The 2,068-nt window shown below is 41.4% G+C and carries 2 protein-coding genes; both read left to right on the forward strand.

Translation table 11 applies throughout. The features are described 5' to 3' along the window. Window positions 1-257: hypothetical protein (locus U9Q08_04085; GenBank protein ID MEA3328891.1), on the forward strand; the 257-nt coding region annotated here is incomplete at its 5' end. Then, the gene (locus tag U9Q08_04090) at window positions 248-1,897 is read left to right on the forward strand and encodes a Na/Pi cotransporter family protein (protein MEA3328892.1); all 1,650 of its coding nucleotides are present in this window, start codon (window positions 248-250) and stop codon (window positions 1,895-1,897) included. The genes U9Q08_04085 and U9Q08_04090, both read left to right, overlap by 10 nt. The last annotated feature ends 171 nt before the right edge of the window (window positions 1,898-2,068 follow it).

The following is a 2,068-nucleotide window of genomic DNA, read 5'->3' on the forward strand; positions in this document are numbered from 1 at the left end:
AACGAAAAATACTAAAAAAGGACTGGTATAGGATTCTTTCTGTTCAAACCGTGGTTGGCGCTGAAGCCCTGACGGAAATAAAAAAGATCCTCACTGATTATAAAACAGAAATAAGAGATACAGAAGTAGCCAGAGCAGAACAGGGGAAACTCTTGAGTCTAAAGATGGATTTAAAACTTTTGACCGATAGGCATGACGACCGGATTATATCTGATATAATACAGATTAAGGGGGTGAAAAAGGCCGGATGGAAATAGATGTATTAAGTATTGTATTTAATGTCGTTGGAGGCCTGGGGTTGTTCATTTATGGAATTCGTTTGATGGGAGATGGCCTTCAAAAAGTAGCCGGGAATAAATTACGTCAAACCCTTAAGTACTTGACCGATAAACCGTTAAAAGGGATTTTAACCGGCCTGGGAATTACAGCATTGATACAGTCCTCAAGCGCTGCCACTGTAATGATGGTTGGTTTTGTTAATGCCGGACTGATGACTTTAAGGCAGTCTATCGGAGTTATTATGGGCGCCAATATCGGCACCACCATTACTGCCCAGTTAATCGCCTTTAAGGTTACACGCTATGCCCTTCCGGCTATCGGGATTGGCCTGGCCTTAAATCTGTTTGCCAAAAGGAAAGTAATTAAAGATATAGGCCAGTTTATGCTGGGATTTGGACTTCTGTTTTTAGGGTTTCAGATTATGAAACTGCCTATGGGGCCTTTAAAAACAAGCGGGATTTTAAATGAGGTTTTTCTTAAATTTAGCCATAACCCAATTTTGGGATTAGGGACAGGCATACTTATAACCGTAGTTCTTCAAAGCAGCAGCGCAACCATTGGAATACTTATGGCTTTGGTAATATCAGGTCTTTCTTTCGAAGCGGCTATTCCAATTCTCCTGGGAGATAATATCGGAACCTGCATAACAGCTCTTCTGGCTTCTATCGGGACAACAGTTAGCGCAAGACGAACTGCTGTAGCTCATACCATATTTAATACGATTGGAACAGTAATAGTCCTTTTGATTTTGCCGTTTTACATCCATTTTATTCAGGCAATAACCGGTCTGTTAAGCAGGTACCTGCCATTTTTAACCAGCAGTATAGATAGACAGATTGCCAATGCACATACGATATTTAATTTAATCAACACCATGGTTCTTTTTCCATTTATAGGCATTTTGGTTAAAATAACTAAGATGATCGTTTCCGGCGAAGACAGAATTGCTGAAGGCGGCCCCAGATATTTAGAGGAGCACCTTCTTAGTACACCCTCGGTTGCTATTGAACAGGCAAGAAAGGAAATAGTGCGTATGCTTGATATTGCCAGAGAAATGGTCACAACCGGCATGGATGGATTTTTTAACAGGAACAGAAAGAGCCTATTAAGGATTGCCCCCCAGGAGGCGGCAGTGGATAACCTTCAGGAAGCCATTACTCATTATCTTGTAGAGATTTCCGAGAGGGATCTGAGTTCCCGCCAGGCAGAACAACTGCCTGCTTTAATGCATACGGTAAATGATATAGAACGGATAGGTGATCACGCTGAGAACATAATGGAGCTGGCTGAACGGGAGATAGACAAAAAGCTGGTCTTTAGCCAAACAGCTGTCCGGGAACTCCGCCAGATGTATAATCAGATAGAACAGATGGTGGATAAGACATCCCGGGCGTTTGAGGACAATAACTTTTCTTTGGCCAAAGAGGTTCTGCTCCAGGAGAATAAGATCAATCTGCTCTATAAACAGCTTCGGCAGAATCATATCCAGAGGCTTAATGAAGGCAGTTGTCTTGTCTTAAGCGGGATCGTATTTTTGGATTTATTGAATAATTTCGAGAAAATGGGAGACCACCTGACAAATATTGCTGAAGCCACCAGCGATATTTTACAACCTTAACTAAGTTGCTAAACTGCCAGACTGCTAAATTGTTAAATTCAGCATTTTAGACGATTTATGTTTTAAAAGTGCGCACCTTAACCGAAATTAAAAATAATAACGCTAAAAAGGTCATTCTGAGGCCGAAGGCCGAAGAATCTCAGAAAACACGGTTTTATGGGAGATCCTTCG

Source organism: Candidatus Omnitrophota bacterium, from assembly GCA_034717435.1.
Taxonomy (GTDB): domain Bacteria; phylum Omnitrophota; class JAUWXU01; order JAUWXU01; family JAUWXU01; genus JAYELI01.

What these genes read in the sequence shown, in the direction of transcription:
- U9Q08_04090 (MEA3328892.1), top strand. Translation starts at nt 248, where the DNA reads ATGGAAATAGATGTATTAAGTATTGTATTTAATGTCGTTGGAGGCCTG.